Below are 16,451 nucleotides of genomic sequence, written 5' to 3' on the forward strand. Positions count from 1 at the left end.
GCTCCGGGCGCGGATATCCTGGCGCCGGGCGTCCCCGTGACCCGGCGGCGCCGCCACCGAGCCCTTCCCACCCCCGAAGGACAGCGCCGATGACCGTGGCATACCTGGTAGCCGGAGTCCGCACCCCGATCGGCCGGTACGCCGGCGCCCTCGCCGGGGTACGCCCCGACGACCTCGCCGCGCACGTGATCCGCGAGCTGGTCGCCCGCCACCCGGCGGTGGACTGGGCCCGCACCGACGACGTGATTCTCGGCTGCGCCAACCAGGCCGGCGAGGACAACCGCAACGTGGCCCGGATGGCGGCGCTGCTCGGCGGCCTGCCCGAGGAGGTCCCGGGCAGCACGGTGAACCGGCTCTGCGGCTCCGGCCTGGACGCGCTGGCCAGCGCCGCCCGCTCCATCGTGGCCGGCGAGGCCGACCTGGTGGTGGCCGGCGGCGTGGAGAGCATGAGCCGGGCGCCCTTCGTCATGCCGAAGGCCACCACGCCCTTCTCCCGCGCCGCCGAGGTCTACGACACCACCATCGGCTGGCGGCTGGTCAACCCCCTGATGAAGAAGAGGTGGGGCACCGACTCGATGCCCGAGACCGCGGAGAACGTCGCCGCCGAGTACGGCATCGACCGCGCCGCGCAGGACGAGTTCGCGTACCGCTCCCAGCAGCGGGCCGCCAAGGCCCAGGCCGACGGCCGGTTCGCCGAGGAGATCGTGCCGGTGACCGTGCCGGCCGGACGGCGCGAGACGAAGCTGGTCGAGGTTGACGAGCACCCGCGGGAGACCTCGCTGGAGAAGCTGGCCGCGCTGCCCACCCCGTTCCGCGACGGCGGCACGGTGACCGCCGGCAACTCCTCCGGCGTGAACGACGGCGCGGTCGCCCTGCTGGTCGCCTCCACGGCGGCCGTCTCCCGGTACGGCCTCACCCCGCTCGCCCGGATCGGCGGCGCCGCCGCGGCCGGCGTGCCGCCGCGGACCATGGGGATGGGCCCGGTGCCGGCCACCCGCAAGCTGCTGGACCGGCACGGCCTGGGGCTGGAGGCGGTCGACGTGATCGAGCTCAACGAGGCGTTCGCCGCGCAGTCCGTGGCGGTGCTGCGCGAGCTGGGCCTGCCCGAGGACGCCGAGCACGTGAACCCGAACGGTGGCGCGATCGCGCTCGGTCACCCGCTCGGGGCCAGCGGCGCCCGGCTGGCGTTGACCGCCGCGCTGGAGCTGCGTCGCCGGGGCGCCCGGCGGGCGCTGGCGACCATGTGCGTCGGCGTGGGCCAGGGCATCTCACTGCTGCTGGAGAACGCCGCCTGACGACAGTCCGGTCCGCCGCCCGCCGGCGGCGGACCGGTGTCCGTCGCAGACCGAAAAGTCGATCTCCCGTAGCGTGACGGACGGGCCTAGAGTGGTCAGCACCACACGATCCGCGGGTCGGCCGGTGTCGATTCCGCGCGCCCCCGCGCGCCCGGACGCCGCTGCCAGCCCGCGCCGCGGCGACGAACTGGGGCGACGTGATGCAGATGCCGGACGGACTTCCCGCCGAGATCGACCTGAGCCGGCCCAGCGCGGCCCGGGTCTACGACTACTTCCTCGGCGGCGCGCACAACTTCGAGATCGACCGGCAGCTCGCCGAGCAGATCGCCAGCATGACCCCGAACCTGGCCGCCACCATGCGCGCGGGCCGGGAGTTCCTGCGCCGGGCCGTCCGGGTGCTGCTCGACGCCGGCATCGACCAGTTCCTCGACATCGGCTCCGGCATCCCGACCGTCGGCAACGTGCACGAGGTCGCCCAGGCGGCGAATCCCGAGGCGCGGGTGGTCTACGTCGACATCGACCCGGTCGCGGTGGCGCACAGCCGGGAACTGCTCGCCGGCAACGACCACGCGATCGCGATCCACGCCGACCTGCGCGAGCCGAAGCTGATCCTGGACCGGGCCCGCGCCAGTGGCCTGATCGACTTCGACCGGCCGGTCGGCATCCTGCTCGCCGGGGTGGTCCACTTCATCCCGGACACCGACCGTCCCGGCGACCTCCTGGCCACCCTGCGGGCCGCCGCTGCGCCCGGCAGCTACCTGGTCATCTCGCACTCCACCTTCGAGGACCAGCCGCAGGAGATGCTCGACGCGCAGCGACTGTCGGCGCGGACCGCCACCGAGATCACGCTCCGCTCACGCGCCGAGATCAGCGACTTCTTCGGCGACTGGACGATCCTCGAACCGGGCGTGGTGCACATGCCGCTGTGGCGCCCCGACTCGCCGTCCGACGTGGACGACCACCCCGAGCGGTTCGGGGCCTTCGGCGGGGTCGCCCGCTACGACCAGCCCGCCGGCTGAACCGGCATGCGCGCCGCGCCGGATCCCGGCGGGGAGGACTTCAGCCGGCCGGGCGCCCAGGCGTACGCCGTGCAGTGGGGGCGGGCGGTACGCCGGCTCGGTTTCGTGCCGCTGAGCGCGGCCGAGACCGAGCGGCTGCTGCACGTGCACACGGTACGGCTGGCCCAGGCCCTTCTCGCACCGGCGTTCTCCGCCGACGCGGCGGAGGACGTCGGGCGGGCGCTGGTGGACGCCCACCTGACCGAGCCCGGCGTGCTCGACTGGTCGGTGCGCGCGCTCGGCGACCGCTTCCTGGCCCGGGTGCTGCCCAGCCGGGCGGAGTGGACCGAGACCCGCGAGCGGGTGGCGGCGTTGCAGGGCGCATTCTCCGCCGGCTTCGCCCGGGCGCTGCGCGATCGCACCTTCAGCCAGCAGGAGCGGATCGCCCGCTCCGCCTGGCAGGCGCGGGACGCCGTCGAGCAGGCGCTGCGCGACAGCGAGGCCCGGTTCCGGGCGGTCTTCACCGGCGCGGCGATCGGGATCGGCATCGCGGGCACCGACGGCCGGGTCATCGAGGTCAACCAGTCCTTCGCCGACATGCTCGGCTACACCGTCGACGAGCTGCGCGCGATCAACGTCGCCTCGCTCTTCTACGCCGACGACGCGGCCGGCATGTGGGAGCTGTACCAGGAGCTGATCGAGGGCAAGCACGACAGCGCCCGGGTGGAGAAGCGCTACCTCCGCAAGGACGGCACGATCGTCTGGACCGACCTCGCCGTCTCGCTGATCCGGTACGACGACGGCCGCCCCCGGTTCACGGTGGCGATGATCGAGGACATCACCGAGCGGTACGAGCTCCAGCAGCGGCTGCGCTTCCAGGCGCTGCACGACCCGCTCACCGGCCTGCCGAACCGGACGCTCTTCTTCGAGACGCTGGGCCGGGTCTTCGACACCGCCGGCGAGGAGCAGCGGGTCGGCGTCTGCTTCCTCGACCTGGACGGCTTCAAGGCGATCAACGACAGCCTCGGTCACGACCTCGGCGACCAGCTGCTCGTCGTGATCAGCCGCCGGCTCGCCGACTGCGTCTCCGGGCGCGGCCACCTGGTCGCCCGGATGGGCGGTGACGAGTTCGTGATCCTGGTCGACTCCGGCGGCGGGATCGACGACGCGGTGGAGGTGGCCGAGCTGGCGCTGGCCGCGGTGTCCGCCCCGGTGAAGGTCGGCGACCAGCAGCTCGCCGTCTCGGCCAGCATCGGCATCGTCGAGTGCCCGGCCGCGGAGACCAGCGTCTCGGAGCTGATGAAGGCCGCCGACACCACCCTGTACTGGGCGAAGGCGGAGGGGCGGGGCCGGTGGGCGGTCTACGACCCGGAGCGCAGCGCCGCCGACATCGCCCGCTCCGCGCTGGCCGCCGGCCTGCCGGCCGCGCTGGACCGGGGCGAGTTCGTGCTGCACTACCAGCCGATCGTGTCGCTGCTGGACGGCACGATGCTGGCGGTGGAGGCGCTGGTCCGCTGGCAGCACCCGGAGCTGGGGCTGATCGGGCCGGACCGGTTCATCGGGCTGGCCGAGGAGACCGGGCTGATCGTCCAGCTCGGCGCCTGGGTGCTGCGCCAGGCGTGCCGGGACGCCGAGGGCTGGCGGCGGGCGTACCCGGACGCGCGGCTGGTGGTCAGCGTCAACCTGGCCGCCCGGCAGGCCGACGACCCGGCGATCGTGGAGACGGTGGCCGAGGCGCTGACCCGCACCGGGCTCCCGGCCGAGCTGCTGCAACTGGAGCTGACCGAGAGCGCCGTGATGGGCACCGCCGGGGAGCCGCTGCGGTCGCTGCACCAGCTCGCCGAGCTCGGCGTACGGCTGGCCATCGACGACTTCGGCACCGGGTACTCGAACCTGGCGTACCTGCGTCGGCTGCCGATCCACTGCCTGAAGCTGGCCGGACCCTTCGTCGAGGGCATCCGGGCCGACGGCGCGGACGCCGCGGCCGACCACCGGGACGAGCGGATCGTGGACGCCCTGGTCCGGCTGGCGCACGCGCTGGAACTCTGGGTCACCGCAGAGGCGGTGGAGACCGAGGAGCAGGCCGAGCGGCTGCGGGCGCTGCGCTGCGACACCGGGCAGGGACGCTGGTTCGGCGCGCCGACGCCAGCCGCGCAGATCCGCGCCCGGCTCGCGGGCGGGGAGGCGGCGTGAGCGCGAGGAGTGAGCCGGTGTTGCGAGCCCCGCGGTCGCGAGCTGAGGAGCTGCCGTGAGCGCGAGGAGTGAGCCGGTGTTGCGAGCCCCGCGGTCGCGAGCTGAGGAGCTGCCGTGAGCGTCACCGACACGCAGGCGGCGGTCTCGGTGGTGGCCGGGCTGGCCATCCTGGCCGGGCTGGCCGGGGTGGTGGTGCCCGGGCTGCCGGCCCTGCCGCTGTGCTGGGGCGGAGTGCTGGTCTGGGCGCTCTTCGGCCACGCCGGTCCGGGGCGCTGGGCGGTGCTCGCCGCCGCCACCGTGGTCGCCGTCGGCGGCACGGTGGTCAAGTACCTCTGGCCCGGGCGCAACCTGAAACGGACCGGCGTGCCCACGTCGTCGCTGCTGGCCGGGGGCCTGCTGGGGCTGGTCGGCTTCTTCGTCATCCCGGTGGTCGGCCTGATCATCGGCTTCGTGGCTGGAGTGTGGGGCACCGAGCGGCTGCGGCTGGGCAGCAACCAGCTCGCCTGGCCGGCCACGATGCAGGCGCTCAAGGCGGCCGGTCTGTCCATGCTGGTCGAGTTCCTCGCCGGCCTGGTGATCGCGGCCCTCTGGGTCGCCGGCCTGCTGCTCGCCTGATCCCTTCCCGGCGACGCGGGGCGGCGCCGGCGGCTAGGGTCGGGGGGTGCGGATCACCGTCCTGGGCGGTCTCGGCGCCTGGCCCACCGCCCGCCAGGCGTGCTCCGGCTTCCTCGTCGAGCACGAGGGCTTCCGGCTGCTGATCGACCCGGGCTACGCCACCCTGCAGCCATTGCTTTACCGCGTGCCGGCGGCGCAGGTGGACGCCGTGTACGTCAGCCACGGCCACCCCGACCACTGCGCCGACCTGCAACCCCTGCTGCGCGCCCGGGTACTGGCCGACCGGTCCGGCCCGCCGTTGCCGGTGTACGCGCCGGCCGGCAGCCTGGACCGCCTCCTCGCCATCGACGAGCCGGGGCTGGTCGACGGGGCGTACCGCCTGCACGGGTTCGACCCGGGGGAGACGTTCGGCCTCGGTCCGTACACGGTGGAGACCGGGGCGCTGCCGCACTGGGTGCCCAACGCGGGAGCCCGCGTCACCGGCCGCGGCGTGGTGCTCGCCTACACAGGGGACACCGGGAGCAGCCCGCATCTGGTCGACCTGGCCCGGGACGCCGATCTGCTGATCGCCGAGGCCACCTACGTCGACGCCATCCCCGACCGGCACGCCGGAAACCTCTCGAGCGCCGCCGAGGTCGGCCGGTACGCAGCCGCCGCCCGGGCACGCCACGTGCTGCTGACCCACCTCTGGCCCGGCACCGACCCGCAGGCGGCGGCCGCGGCAGCCCGCCGCGGGTACGACGGACGGGTCGAGGTCGCCGAGCCCGGCCTGGTGCGCACGATCCCGGCGTAGTGCGTCGCCGTGGGCCGACCGTCGTGACGGCCCCAGGTGCGTCGGCGCGGGGTGCCCGGAAGGTACGGCGGATCGCCGTACGAGTGAGAGAGAGGTGAGCACCCCGCGCCGTCGCGGACCGGGCGTTGCCGAGCGCCCGGCGGTGGCCCGTCGTGATCGGGCCTGGTCACGGGGTAAAGGATGGGGCCGGGAGGGCCGGTCCGGCAACGGAATTAGCCGCGCCGGCGGTGAGATTCCCACGGCCGTCGTATTGACCCCCTTGATCGACGGGACCACACTTTGCCCACTCGTACCGGGGAACCACCTCGAGGAGGTGTGCAGTGGCCACGACGCCCGCGCCAACCGCCGAGCAACCGATGGACGACGACGCCCGAAGGCTCGCCGAACTCGGTTACAAGCAGGAGCTGCACCGCAAGTGGAGCGGCTTCTCCAACTTCGCCATCTCGTTCTCGATCATCTCGATCCTGGCCGGCTGCTTCACCACCTTCGGGCAGGCGTGGAACAACGGCGGGCCGGTCGCCATCTCCTGGGGCTGGCCGCTGATCTCGCTGTTCATCCTGATCATCGGCTTCTGCATGGCCGAGTTGGTGTCCGCGTACCCGACCGCGGGCGGGATCTACTGGTGGGCGGCGAAGATGGGTCGGCCGGTGCACGGCTGGTTCACCGGCTGGCTCAACCTGATCGGGCTGGTCGCGGTGACCGCGTCGGTGGACTACGGCTGCGCCACGTTCCTCAACCTCACCCTCTCCGCGCTCTTCGACGGCTGGGCCGGGACGCTGCACCAGACGTTCGGGCTCTTCGTGGTGATCCTCGCCCTGCACGGGCTGATCAACATCTTCGGCCACCAGATCATCGACGTACTGCAGAACGTCTCGGTCTGGTGGCACGTGGCCGGCGCGGCCGCGGTGGTGGCCATCCTGCTGCTCGTCCCGGACGACCACCAGAGCTTCCGGTTCGTCTTCACCGAGCGGTTCAACAACTCCGGCTTCGGCGACGGGGACACCGGCGGGCTCACCTTCTGGTTCTACGTGCTGCCGCTGGGCTTCCTGCTCACCCAGTACACGATCACCGGCTTCGACGCCTGCGCGCACGTCTCCGAGGAGACCCGCGGCGCGTCGCAGGCCGCCGCCAAGGGCCTCTGGCGGTCGATCTTCTACTCCGCGGTCGGCGGCTGGATCCTGCTGCTCGCCTTCCTCTTCGCCGCCACCGACGTGGACGCCATCAACTCCGCCGGCGGCTTCTCCGGGGCGATCTTCGAGACCGCGCTGACCCCGTTCTTCTTCAAGGCCGTCATCATCATCTCCACCATCGGCCAGTTCTTCTGCGGGATGAGCTGCGTGACCTCGATGTCCCGGATGACCTACGCGTTCAGCCGGGACCGCGCGGTGCCGGGCTGGCGGCTCTGGTCCCGGGTGGACCGCAACGGCACCCCGGTCAACGCGATCATCGGGGCAACTCTCGCGGGGCTGGTGCTCACCCTGCCCGCGCTCTACCAGAAGGCCGGCGTACCGATCGCCTTCTACGCGGTGGTCTCCGTCGCGGTGATCGGGCTCTACCTGTCGTTCCTCATCCCGATCTTCCTGCGGCTGCGGATGGGGGACCGGTTCGTCCCGGGACCGTGGACGCTCGGCCCGAGGTACAAGCTCCTCGGCTGGATCGCGGTGATTGAGATCGCGGTCATCTCGGTCTACTTCATACTGCCGATCGTCCCCGCCGGGGTGCCCGGCAACGCGGACTTCACCTGGTCGGCGGTGAACTACGCACCGATCGCTGTCGGCGGGTTGCTGCTGCTGGTCGCCGTCTGGTGGTACGCCTCGGCCCGGAAGTGGTTCACCGGCCCCCGCCGTACCGTCGAACTCCCGTCGCCGCGACCGGCGTCGGACGGCGCCCGGGCCGACGAGCCGGCCTGACGGACGCCGGGCGCACGGTTGCGTGGGGGCGGTATGCGCCCGGCACGGTTGCGGCACGCCGGTGGTGAAGCGGAGGACGCGGTCGTCGTCCGCCGCCGGTGTGCCGCGACCGTCGCGGTTCCCCGTTTGCGGTGGACCCGGTCGGGGGCATTGACGGTGATCCGGTTTGTCAGTAGACCTTGGTGATGGAGGCTCGCCGATGAGGAAAGCTCCGCTCTCGCTGGAAGAACTGCGGGTCGCCATCCGGGGCGGCGAGATTGACACGGTGGTGCTGGCCCTGACCGACATGCAGGGCCGGTTGCAGGGCAAGCGGTTCCACGCCCCGTACTTCCTCGACGAGGTGGTCTCCCACGGCAGCGAGGGGTGCAACTACCTGCTCGCCGTCGACGTGGACATGAACACCGTCGACGGGTACGCGATGTCGTCCTGGGAACGCGGCTACGGCGACTTCGCGATGAAGCCGGATCTGGCGACCCTGCGCCGGGTGCCCTGGCAGCCGGGCACCGCGATGCTCCTGGCCGACCTGGAGTGGCTGGACGGCTCCGGCCCGGTGGTCGCCTCGCCCCGGCAGATCCTGCGCCGGCAGCTCGACCGGCTGGCCGCGCACGGGTTGACCGCGTACGCCGGCACCGAGCTGGAGTTCGTGCTCTTCCGCGACTCGTACGAGGAGGCGTGGCGGCGGGGCTACCGCGACCTCACCCCGGCCAACCAGTACAACGTGGACTACTCGCTGCTCGGCACCGCCCGGGTGGAGCCGCTGCTGCGGCGTATCCGCACCGAGATGGCCGGCGCCGGGCTGACCCCGGAGAGCGCCAAGGGCGAGTGCAACCTCGGCCAGCACGAGATCGCCTTCCGGTACGACGAGGCGGTGGCCTGCGCCGACCACCACGTCATCTACAAGAACGGGGCCAAGGAGATCGCCGCCCAGGAGGGCATGTCGATCACGTTCATGGCCAAGCCGAACGCCCGCGAGGGCAACTCGTGCCACATCCACTTCTCCCTGCGCGACCGGGACGGCCGTTCGGCGATGCTGGGGGACGGGCCGGCGCACCTGAGCGTCACCGGGCGGCGGGTGCTCGCCGGGCTGCTCGACACGATGCGCGAGTTCAGCCTCCTCTTCGCCCCGAACGTCAACTCCTACAAGCGGTACCAGCCCGGCTCGTTCGCCCCGACCGCGCTGCGCTGGGGCACCGACAACCGCACCTGTGCGCTGCGGCTGGTCGGGCACGGGCAGGGCATGCGGGTGGAGAACCGGGTGCCCGGCGCCGACGTCAACCCGTACCTGGCGATCGCCGCCCTGGTCGCCGGGGCGGTGCACGGTATCGAACGGGAGCTGGAGTTGGCCGAGGAGTGCACCGGCAACGCGTACGACGACCCGGCCGCCGACCGCGTCCCCGCCTCCCTCCGCGACGCCCTCACCCGCTGGCAGTCCTCCACGCTCGCCAAGGACGCCTTCGGCGACGAGGTCGTCGCCCACTACGCCAACCACGCCAGGATCGAACTTCAGGCCTTCGACGCCGCCGTCACCGACTGGGAACTCACCCGTGGCTTCGAACGCCTCTGACCGTCACCCCGGCGATCATGGACTTGTGGCGCCCGGTTGAGGAGGATCAGGGGAGTTCGTTCGGTGCCAGAACTCCATGATCGGCGAGTAGTGGGAGGGCGGGGCGCGTGACCGAGGTGGTGAACCCGGCGAGCGGCGAGGTCGTGGCGACCGTGCCGGCCACGTCGCTGGCGGAGGCCGATGCGGCGATCTCGCGGGCGGCGCTGGCGTACGAGTCGTGGCGGAAGGTCGCGCCGGGGGAGCGGGGGCGGCTGTTGCGGCGGTTCGCCGCCGTGGTGGACGCGCACCGGGAGGAGTTGGCGCTGCTCGAGGTACGCAACTCCGGGCATACCATCGGCAACGCGCGGTGGGAGGCGGGCAACGTCCGGGACGTGCTCGACTACTACGCGGGGGCGCCGGAGCGGCTGACCGGGCGGCAGATCCCGGTGCCCGGCGGCCTCGACGTCACCTTCCACGAGCCGCTCGGCGTGGTCGGGGTGATCGTGCCGTGGAACTTCCCGATGCCGATCGCCGGCTGGGGCTTCGCCCCGGCGCTCGCCGCCGGCAACACCGTCGTGCTCAAGCCCGCCGAGCTGACCCCGCTGACCGCGCTGCGCCTGGCCGAGCTGGCCCTCGACGCCGGCCTGCCGGAGGGCGTGTTCACCGTCCTGCCCGGCCAGGGCAGCGTGGTGGGGGAGCGGTTCGTCACCCACCCCGCCGTCCGCAAGGTCTGCTTCACCGGCTCCACGGAGGTCGGCACCCGGATCATGGCCGGCTGTGCGGAGCAGGTGAAGCGGGTGACGCTGGAGCTGGGCGGCAAGTCCGCCAACCTGGTCTTCGCCGACGCCGATCTGGCGAAGGCGGCCGCCACCGCGCCGTACGCGGTCTTCGACAACGCCGGCCAGGACTGCTGCGCCCGGTCCCGGATCCTGGTCCAGCGCTCCGCGTACGACCGGTTCCTGGAACTCCTCGAACCGGCCGTGCGGGCGTTCCGGGTCGAGGACCCGGCCGCCGAGAGCGCCGAGATGGGCCCGCTGATCTCCGCCGCCCACCGCGACCGGGTCGGCGGGTACGTCGACGGCGCGAAGGTCGCCTTCACCGGCTCGCGTCCCGACGGCCCCGGGTTCTGGTACGCCCCGACCGTGCTGCTCGCCGACTCGGCGGCCGACCGGCACTGGCGGGAGGAGATCTTCGGCCCGGTGGTCTCGGTGCTCCCCTTCGACGACGAGGCCGACGCGATCCGGCTGGCCAACGACACCGAGTACGGCCTCTCCGGCTCGATCTGGACCCGGGACGTCGGCCGGGCGCTGCGGGTGGCCCGCGCGGTGGAGTCGGGCAACCTGAGCGTCAACTCGCACTCCTCGGTGCGCTACTGGACCCCGTTCGGTGGGATGAAGCGCTCCGGCCTCGGCCGGGAGCTGGGCCCGGACGCGCTGCACGCCTTCACCGACGTCAAGAACGTGTTCATCAGCACGGAGGAGTGAGATGCAGGGACGGCTACAGGACCGGGTCGCCGTGGTGACCGGTGCGGGCAGCGGGATCGGGCTGGCCACCGTGCGGCGGTTCGCCGCCGAGGGGGCCCGGGTGGTCTGCGTCGACATCGACGCCGAGGCGGGCAAGCGGGCCGCCGACGAGGTGGCCGGGGAGTTCGTCGCCGCCGACGTGGCCGACGAGGCGGCGGTCCGGGACCTCTTCGACGGGGTGGTCGCGCGGCACGGGCGGGTGGACGTGGCGTTCAACAACGCCGGCATCTCCCCGCCCGACGACGACTCGATCCTGGAGACCGGCCTGGACGCCTGGGAGCGGGTGCTGCGGGTCAACACCACCAGCGTCTACCTGTGCTGCAAGCACGTCATCCCGCACATGCGCCGGCAGGGCAGGGGCTCGATCATCAACACGGCGTCCTTCGTCGCGCTGATGGGCGCGGCCACGTCGCAGATCGCGTACACGGCGAGCAAGGGCGGGGTGCTGGCGATGACCCGGGAGCTGGGCGTGCAGTTCGCCCGGGAGGGGATCCGCGTCAACGCGCTCTGCCCCGGCCCGATCGCCACCCCGCTGCTGCTGGAGTTGTTCGCCAAGGACCCGGAGCGGGCCGCCCGGCGGCTGGTACACGTGCCGATGGGCCGGTTCGGCCAGCCGGAGGAGATCGCGGCCGCGGTGGCCTTCCTGGCCAGCGACGACTCGTCGTTCATGACCGCCGCGCAGTTCGTGGTGGACGGCGGGATCACCGGCGCGTACGTCACGCCGCTGTGAGTCGGCCGCTGATCGGGATCACCGCGTACGTCGAGCCGACCGGCTGGGCGGTGTGGCGGGACGTGCCGGCGGCGTTGGTGCCGCAGGCGTACGTCGAGGCGGTGACCGCCGCCGGTGGCCGGGCCGTGTTGCTGCCCCCGGACGACGCCGACACCGACGTGCTGCGGGTGCTCGACGGGTTGCTGCTGGCTGGCGGGGCCGACATCGGCCCGGAGCGGTACGGCCAGCCACCCGACCCGCGTACCGAGAGTCGCCCCGACCGGGACGCGGGCGAGCTGGCCCTGCTCACCGCGGCGCTCGCGGCGGACCTGCCGGTGCTCGGCGTGTGCCGCGGCATGCAGCTGCTCGCCGTCGCCCGCGGGGGCGCGCTGCACCAGCACCTGCCGGACGTGATCGGGCACGACGGGCACCGCCCGGCGCCCGGCGTGTACGGCGCACACCCGGTCCGGTTCGCTCCCGGCAGTCTGGCCGGGTCGGTGATGGCCGGGGTCGACCGGGTCAACTCGTACCACCACCAGGCGGTGGCCGACCCGGGCGACCTGGTGGTCACCGGGTGGGCCGACGACGGGGCGGTGGAGGCGCTGGAGGACCCGCGGCGGCGCTTCCTGCTGGGCGTGCAGTGGCATCCGGAGAACGATCCGGACCCCCGCCCGGTGGCCGCGCTGGTTCGGGCGGCCCGCGCCGGCCGGCCCAGTTCGGCGACTGTGTAGCGCAGATCACATCGATCCGCGTAGGTAATCAGCGACCCACGCTCGCCGTGCGTTACGTTGCTCCTCCGCCGGGGTAGTAGGCGGGGACGGTCGGCGAGGCTTCGCCGGCCGTCGTGGACATCGGCCTGAGCGGGAGGCTGCATGGGCTCGGCCCAGGGGGGCGAGGGCGGGCGACGCCCGCCCTCGGCGACCGGCGAGGCGGAGCTGCCACCGCTGCTGACCGCGGCCTTCGCCGCGGGGGGCGAGATGGGTGCGCGGCTGCGGGCCTTCGACTGGTCCGCCTCCCCGCTGGGCGTCCCGTCGACCTGGCCACCCGCGCTGTGTCACTCCGTCAGCATGATGCTCTCCTCCCGCGCGCAGATCGTCTTGTTCTGGGGCGCGGAGCACCGCGCCTTCTACAACGACGCGTACCGGCCCACCATCGGGGCGAAGCACCCGGCCGTGATCGGGCAACCGGCCCCCATCCACTGGGCGGAGACCTGGCACGTGCTCGGGCCGCTGCTGGACGGGGTCCGCCGCACCGGCGAGCCCTACCGGGGGGAGAACCACCCCTTCGTCATCGACCGGCACGGCTTCCTCGAGGACGTCTACTTCGACGTCTCGTACGACCCGATTCGGGACGCGGACGGCACGGTCAGCGGCATCTTCTGCTTCGTCAACGAGACCACCGGACGGGTGCTCGGCGAGCGGCGGCTACGGGCCCTGGCTGAGCTGGGCTCCCAGCTCGCCGACGTGCCGAGCGCCGCGGAGCTCGGCCGGGCCGCCGCCCGGATCCTCGGCGGGTACCGCGCCGACGTGCCGTTCAGCCTGATCTGGCTCGCCGACGCCGACGGCGACCCGGCGCTGGCCGGCTGCGCCGGTGTCGACCCCGGTCGGGTCCTCGGTGGGCCGCCCGAGCCGCGGGTCGCCGTCGGCGACACACCGGCGTCGGCCCGTACCGTGCGCGTCGCCGACCTGCTCGACGGGCCGCCGGCGGACGCGGCCGAGCACGCCCTGGTGCTGCCGATCACCGCGGCCAACGAGCCGGCCGGGGTGCTGGTGCTCGGGCTGGCCCGTCGGCTGCCGTTCACCGCGGAGTACCGCGACTTCGCCGACCTGATCGCCGCCCAGGTCTCCCGGGCCGTCGGCACGCAGCGGGCGTACGAGCAGGAACGCGCGCGGGCCGCGGAGCTGGCCGCGCTGGACCGGGCCAAGACCAACTTCTTCGCCAACGTCAGCCACGAGTTCCGCACCCCGTTGACCCTGGTGCTGGGCCCGCTGGAGGAGCTGCTCGCCGACCCCGGGCTGCCCCCGGCGTACACCGATCGGCTGACCATGATGCACCGCAACGCACTGCGGCTGCTCAAGCTCGTCAACACCGTGCTGGACTTCTCCCGGCTGGAGTCCGGCCGGCTGGCCGCCCACTATCAACCCACCGACCTCGCCGACTACACCTCCCGGCTGGCCAGCACGTTCCGCTCGGCGATCGAGCGGGCCGGGCTGCGCCTGGTGGTGGACTGCCCGCCGCTGCCCGCGCCGGTCCACGTCGACCGGGACATGTGGGAGAAGATCGTCCTCAACCTGGTCGCCAACGCGGTCAAGTTCACCTTCGACGGCGAGATCCGGGTCCGGGTACGCGCCGCCGACGGGGCCGCCCGGCTGGAGGTCGTCGACACCGGGGTCGGCATCGCGCCGGAGGAGCTGCCGCACGTCTTCGAGCGGTTCCACCGGGTGCCCGGCGTCCGGTCCCGCACCCACGAGGGCACCGGCATCGGGCTCGCGCTGGTCCGCGAGCTGGTCGAGATGCACGGCGGCACAGTGGACGTGCGCAGCCGGGTCGACGAGGGCAGCACCTTCACCGTGACCGTCCCGTTCGGGCAGGCCCCCCTGCCCGCCGACCGGGTCGCCACCGTCGCGCCGCTGCCGCTGGCCGAGCCGGAGCAGGCCCGGCTGTACGTCGCCGGGACCGCGCTCTGGCCCGACGAGATCACGCCTCCCGCGGGCCTGCCCGAACCGGTCCGGGCGCCGGCCGGCGCCGGCCGGATCCTGCTCGCCGACGACAACGCCGACCTGCGGGAACACGTCACCCGGCTGCTCGCCCACGCCTACCAGGTGGTCGCCGTGCCGGACGGCCTGGAGGCGCTCCGGCTGGCCGTCGACTCCCCGTTCGACCTGGTGCTGACCGACGTGATGATGCCCCGGCTGGACGGCTTCGGGCTGGTCACCGCACTGCGGGCAAACCCGGTCACCCGGTACGTGCCGATCGTGCTGCTCTCCGCCCGGGCCGGCTCGGCCGAGGCGGTCGCCGGGCTCTCGGTCGGCGCCGACGACTACCTGACCAAGCCCTTCTCCAGCCATGAGCTGATCGCCCGGGTCCGGGCCAACGTCGAGCTGGGCCAACTGCGCGGCCAGATCATCCGGCGGCTGCACGCCCTGGCCGACGCGGCGGTGGCGATCAACACCGCCCGCTCCACCGCCGACGTGGTGCAGGTCGCCGCCCGGCACGCGCTGAGCCTGGCCGAGGCCGCCCGGGTCGTGGTCACCGCCGCCGGGGCCCGCTACGAGGCCGACGGCGGCGGCGTGGCCGGCGCCGAGCCGTCCGTGGTGCTGCCGCTCAGCGGCACCGGCGGGGAGCAGCTCGGTGAGCTGCGGGTGTGGCGGCGCGAGGACGACGGCACCGAGCAGGCGGCGCTGACCCAACTGGCCCGCCTGGTCGGCGTGCGGCTCGAGAACGCCCAGCTCTACGAGGCCGAGCACCGGATCGCCACGACCCTCCAGCACAGCCTGCTGCCGCGTACGCTGCCGCAGCTGCCCGGCGCGCTGGTGGCCAGCCGGTACCTGCCGGGCAGCGCCGACGTCGAGGTGGGCGGCGACTGGTACGACGTGATCGGCGCGGCCGACGACGAGTTGGTACTGGTGATCGGCGACGTGGTGGGCAAGGGCGTCCGGGCCGCCGCCACGATGGGTCAGCTGCGCAACGCGCTGCGGGCGTACATCCTGGAGGGCTTCGACCCGGGCCGGGCGCTGACCCGGCTGAACCGCCTCGTCGGCTCCACCGAGGGCGGCTCCTTCGCCACCGTGATCTGTCTGTGGTTCTCCCCGCGCACCGGCCGGCTGCGGTACGCCAGCGCGGGTCATCCGTCCCCCCTGCTGATCCGAGGAGACGACGTGGCGTTCCTGCACGATCGAGCCCTCGGCCCGCCGATCGGGGCGCTCCGGCAGGCGGCGTACCGGACCGTCGACGGCGAACTCGCCCCCGGCGGTCGCCTGCTGCTCTACACCGACGGCCTGATCGAGGACCGGCAGCTCGGCATCGACGCGGCGCTGGAGCAGCTCCGGCTGGACGCCGCGACCCCCGGGCAGCACGTAGCCGACCTGGTGGACGCGGTGGTCGAGCGGGTCGCCGGGCGCCCCCGGCACGACGACGTGGCGGTGCTGGCGCTGGAGGCGGCCGAGCTGAACCAGTTCGCGCTGCGGCTGCCGGCCGACCCGACCCGGCTCAGCGTGCTGCGCAAGCGGCTGGAGGACTTCCTCACCGCCCACCGGGTCGGGGACGACGACCTGTTCGACCTGACGGTGGCGATCTCCGAGGCGGCCGCGAACGCGATCGAGCACCCGGTGTCGCCGGTCGAGCCGGTGATCGACGTCGAGGTGACGATCGAGGACCGGACGGTCATCGCGACGGTCCGCGACAGCGGGCGGTGGCGGGAGCCCACCGGCACCGGGTTCCGCGGCCGGGGACTGGCACTGATCAAGGCGCTCGGCGACCTGACGGTGCGCCGTACCGACCAGGGCACCGAGCTGACGCTGCGCCGACAGCTCCGGGACTGAGCCGGGCTCAGACCGGCCGCAGCCACTCCTGCTCGCCGAGGCCGGAGATCTCCAGCACCCGGCGGACCTGGCGGGACGGCAGCACGGTCAACGTGCCGGGGAGGCGTTGGGCGAGCCGCACCAGGGCGTGGATCGCCGCGGAGTCGAAGAAGGTGACCGCGCGCAGGTCGAGCTCGACCCGCCCGGCCGGCTCGCGGGAGGCGGTCTGGAGCATGGTGTCGGCGGTTGCCATGTCGACCTCGCCGGTCACCACCACGCGGAGCTGATCACCGTCGACCTCCGCCGTGGCGGAGAAGATGGGAGGTGCGCCCCCTTGATCCACGCAGCCACA

At 73.3% G+C, this 16,451-nt stretch carries 12 protein-coding genes; 11 read left to right on the forward strand and 1 reads right to left on the reverse strand.

Features of this window, described 5'->3' with window-relative positions:
* Window positions 1-89 precede the first annotated feature (89 nt).
* The 11 genes from pcaF (at window position 90) to I8N68_RS06830 (ending at window position 16,120) form a co-directional block, all read left to right on the forward strand.
* Window positions 90-1,295, forward strand: coding sequence for a 3-oxoadipyl-CoA thiolase (gene pcaF, locus I8N68_RS06780; protein WP_200208997.1), 1,206 nt, complete (start codon window positions 90-92; stop codon window positions 1,293-1,295).
* A 200-nt stretch (window positions 1,296-1,495) separates the two neighbouring features.
* Window positions 1,496-2,314 (forward strand): SAM-dependent methyltransferase, encoded by an 819-nt coding sequence (locus I8N68_RS06785; protein ID WP_200208998.1) that lies wholly within the window; start codon window positions 1,496-1,498, stop codon window positions 2,312-2,314.
* Between the two features lie 6 nt (window positions 2,315-2,320).
* On the forward strand, window positions 2,321-4,486 hold the full coding sequence (locus tag I8N68_RS06790; protein ID WP_200208999.1) for a putative bifunctional diguanylate cyclase/phosphodiesterase: 2,166 nt from the start codon (window positions 2,321-2,323) through the stop codon (window positions 4,484-4,486).
* Window positions 4,487-4,600: 114 nt separating this feature from the next.
* Window positions 4,601-5,101, forward strand: coding sequence for a DUF456 domain-containing protein (locus I8N68_RS06795; RefSeq protein WP_200209000.1), 501 nt, complete (start codon window positions 4,601-4,603; stop codon window positions 5,099-5,101).
* 46 nt (window positions 5,102-5,147) lie between these two features.
* Window positions 5,148-5,894, forward strand: a complete 747-nt coding sequence (locus I8N68_RS06800; protein ID WP_200209001.1) for an MBL fold metallo-hydrolase — start codon at window positions 5,148-5,150, stop codon at window positions 5,892-5,894.
* Window positions 5,895-6,214: 320 nt separating this feature from the next.
* Window positions 6,215-7,804: an amino acid permease gene (locus I8N68_RS06805; RefSeq protein ID WP_200209002.1), complete on the forward strand. Its 1,590-nt coding sequence runs from the start codon at window positions 6,215-6,217 to the stop codon at window positions 7,802-7,804.
* Between the two features lie 199 nt (window positions 7,805-8,003).
* The gene (locus tag I8N68_RS06810; protein WP_200209003.1) at window positions 8,004-9,368 is read left to right on the forward strand and encodes a glutamine synthetase family protein; all 1,365 of its coding nucleotides are present in this window, start codon (window positions 8,004-8,006) and stop codon (window positions 9,366-9,368) included.
* Window positions 9,369-9,475: 107 nt separating this feature from the next.
* Window positions 9,476-10,831: an aldehyde dehydrogenase family protein gene (locus I8N68_RS06815; RefSeq protein ID WP_200209004.1), complete on the forward strand. Its 1,356-nt coding sequence runs from the start codon at window positions 9,476-9,478 to the stop codon at window positions 10,829-10,831.
* Window position 10,832: 1 nt separating this feature from the next.
* The gene (locus I8N68_RS06820; RefSeq protein WP_200209005.1) at window positions 10,833-11,600 is read left to right on the forward strand and encodes a 3-oxoacyl-ACP reductase; all 768 of its coding nucleotides are present in this window, start codon (window positions 10,833-10,835) and stop codon (window positions 11,598-11,600) included.
* Entirely contained in the window at window positions 11,597-12,310 is a 714-nt protein-coding gene (locus tag I8N68_RS06825; protein WP_200209006.1) for a gamma-glutamyl-gamma-aminobutyrate hydrolase family protein, read from the forward strand. Before I8N68_RS06820 ends, I8N68_RS06825 begins: the two co-directional genes overlap by 4 nt.
* Before the next feature lie 141 nt (window positions 12,311-12,451).
* On the forward strand, window positions 12,452-16,120 hold the full coding sequence (locus I8N68_RS06830) for a SpoIIE family protein phosphatase (RefSeq protein WP_200209007.1): 3,669 nt from the start codon (window positions 12,452-12,454) through the stop codon (window positions 16,118-16,120).
* Between the two features lie 7 nt (window positions 16,121-16,127).
* On the opposite strand, the gene I8N68_RS06835 is transcribed toward I8N68_RS06830, so the two are convergent.
* Window positions 16,128-16,442: an STAS domain-containing protein gene (locus I8N68_RS06835; RefSeq protein WP_307812659.1), complete on the reverse strand. Its 315-nt coding sequence runs from the start codon at window positions 16,440-16,442 to the stop codon at window positions 16,128-16,130.
* Window positions 16,443-16,451 lie beyond the last annotated feature (9 nt).

The organism is Micromonospora coerulea (assembly GCF_016598485.1).
GTDB classification, from domain to species: Bacteria; Actinomycetota; Actinomycetes; order Mycobacteriales; family Micromonosporaceae; genus Micromonospora; species Micromonospora coerulea.